We start from the raw sequence: 2548 nt of genomic DNA, 5'->3' as shown, positions 1-2548 counted from the left end.
GTACCTGCTGTGGGCGGTCGGTGCGGTGCAGGTGTGGCGGTACCGCAACGCGGCGCGGCGCCGGTACGCCGTGGACGGTCCCGCCCCACCGGTGCCGCAGCCGCTCGGTACGCCCGCCTGATCAGGCCCGCCCGCCGGCCCGGGGCGGGTGGGGCCGGTGGCGCTGTGTCCCGGTCCGGTGGCTGTCTGATGATCGACAGTGGATCGGCCACTGTGGCAAAATCCCCCGCATCGGCCACCGTGAATTGTGATCTGGGCCACCGGGCGGGGGGCTGCCCGGCGGCCGACCAGGTCCGTGGCCCGGTGACACGCGCACGGGGGGGAGGTGAGTGGTCGTGGCTGCCGTGGACCAGCTGTCCGGCCCACCCGCCGGACCCGTACCGACCGGACACGTCACCCTGCTCTGCCTGCCCTACGCCGGAGGTGACGCCCTGGCGTACTGGCGGTGGCCGGAACTCCTGCCCGACCCGGTCCGGGTGGACACCGTGCAGCTTCCCGGCCGCGACGGCCGTCGGCCGGGCACCCCGGGCATCGACGTCGGCGAGGTGGCCGCCCGGATCGCCGGGTACGCCCACGCGCCGTACGCCCTCTACGGCCACAGCATGGGAGCCCGGCTGGCCTTCGAGGTGATCCGGGAGCTGCGGCGCACCGGCACGCCGCTGCCGGTACGGCTGTACGTGGGCGGCGCCCACCCCCCGCACCTGCCCGAGCCGATCACCCGGCTGGCGCACCTGACCGTGGACGCCTTCCTGGACCAGTTGATCCTGCGGGCCGGTACGCCGGACGTGGTCCGGGACGACCCGGACGTCCGGGCGGCGGTGCTGCCCACCCTCCGTACCGACCTGGACTGGCTGAAACGGTACCGCTACCACCCGGCGGAACCGCTGCCCGTGCCGGTGGTGGCCTTCGCCGGTCTCGACGACCGGGAGGTGCCCGACGACATGATGCTCGGCTGGGCCCGGCACACGTCGGCCTCCTTCCGGCTGCACACCCTCGCCGGTGACCACCTGTTCATCCGGACCGCGCCGCAGACCGTGACCGCGCTGATCGCCGCCGACCTCGCGGCGGTCCGGTCCGCCGGGCCCGCCGCGCTGGAGCCGCCCGCCGCCGACGAGATCCACCTGTGGCGGGTGACGCCGGACCGGCTGCCGGCCGTGCTGCGGCGCTACGGCGCGGATCCGGACCGGTCGGGCCCGGCCGGGCTGCGCTGGTCGGTCAGCCGGTCGGCCGGTACGGCGGTCGTCGCCGTCGGCGGGCGGGACCTCGGCGTCGACGTCGAGACGCTGCGACCGGTGGCCGACTTCGACGCCTTCTGCGCCCGGGTGCTGACCCCGGCCGAGTGGGCCGAGGTGCTGGCCGAGCCGGAGGAACACCAGTTGCGGGCCGCACTGCGCTGCTGGACGGCGAAGGAGGCCGTCCGTAAGGCCGCCGACGGCACGTCGGACGCCACCGGTTGGCAGGTCACCCACCTCGACCTGGACGGTGCGGTCGCGGCGGTCGCGACCCGGGGTGGACGGTGGCGGCTGCGGTTCGAGACGCCCGGCACGGACCTGCGCTAGATGGACGCGCGACACGTCGGCACGCCGGGCCCCGGGCCGGGTGGACCGGCGGCGCCCGCACCGTGGACGCGCGGGCCGGTGGCACCGCCCCCGGCCGGGCTGCTCTGGGATCTCGTGGTGGCGCAGGCGGCGCGGCGCCCCGGGGCGGTCGCGGTCCGGCAGTGGGAGGACACGCTCACCTACCCCGAACTGGTCGACGCCGCCACCGTCCTGGCCGGACGGCTGCGGGCGCTCGGGACCGGACCGGGGACCCGGGTCGGGATCTGCGCGCGCCGGGAGCTGCGGCTGCCGGTGGCTGTCCTGGGCGTCCTGGCCAGCGGTGGCGCGTACGTCGTGCTCGACCCGGCGCATCCCCGCAGCCGGCTCGACGACATCTGCCTCGACGCCGGCATCGACGTGGTGGTGGCCGACGACGCCGGGGCGGCGCTGCTCGCCGACAGCGGCCGGCACCTCGTCGTACCGGCCCTGCCGCCGGCGGGCACCGCCGCCGCGCCGGCCGCCGGGCCCCGCCCGGCGCCGGTCGACCCGGCGCAGACCGCGTACGTGCTGTACACCTCCGGGTCCACCGGACGGCCCAAGGGCGTGGCCGTCAGCCAGCACAGCCTCGCGTCGTTCGTCACCGCCGCCGGCCGGCACTTCGGACTCGACGGCACCTGCCGGGCCGGTGCCTTCTCCGCTCTCGGCTTCGACGTGTCGGTGCTGGACCTGCTCACCCCGCTGACCTGCGGGGCCAGCGTGCACCTCGTCCCGGACGCCGACCGGGTCGACCCGGCCCGGCTGCACCGGTTCCTGGCTGCCCACGAGGTCACCTGGGCCTTCGTCCCGCCGGCCCTGCTGCCGCTGCTGGACCCCACCCGGCTGCCCGCCCTGCGGGACGTCGTCACCGCCGGGGAACCACCCGGCCCGGAACAGGTGGCCCGCTGGTCGGCCCCACCGACCCGGCGGCTGCACAACTGGTACGGGCCCACCGAGACCACGGTGTGTGTGGT

General features: G+C 76.5%; 2 protein-coding genes. Both read left to right on the top strand.

What is annotated here, in order from left to right; all coding sequences use genetic code 11:
- The first annotated feature begins 335 nt into the window (after positions 1 to 335).
- Positions 336 to 1559 carry a thioesterase domain-containing protein gene (locus tag GSF22_RS32820; RefSeq protein WP_208817796.1) on the top strand — a complete coding sequence of 408 codons (1224 nt, stop codon included), beginning with the start codon at positions 336 to 338 and terminating at the stop codon, positions 1557 to 1559.
- A gap of 78 nt (positions 1560 to 1637) precedes the next feature.
- The coding region (locus GSF22_RS32815; protein ID WP_208817795.1) for an AMP-binding protein at positions 1638 to 2548 on the top strand (911 nt) is incomplete at its 3' end.

Origin of the sequence: Micromonospora echinofusca (genome assembly GCF_017614955.1) — a bacterium.
Lineage (GTDB): Bacteria > Actinomycetota > Actinomycetes > Mycobacteriales > Micromonosporaceae > Micromonospora > Micromonospora echinofusca_A.
The sequence above is the reverse complement of the archived record's forward strand: the minus strand, read 5'-3'. Positions and strand labels throughout refer to the sequence as shown.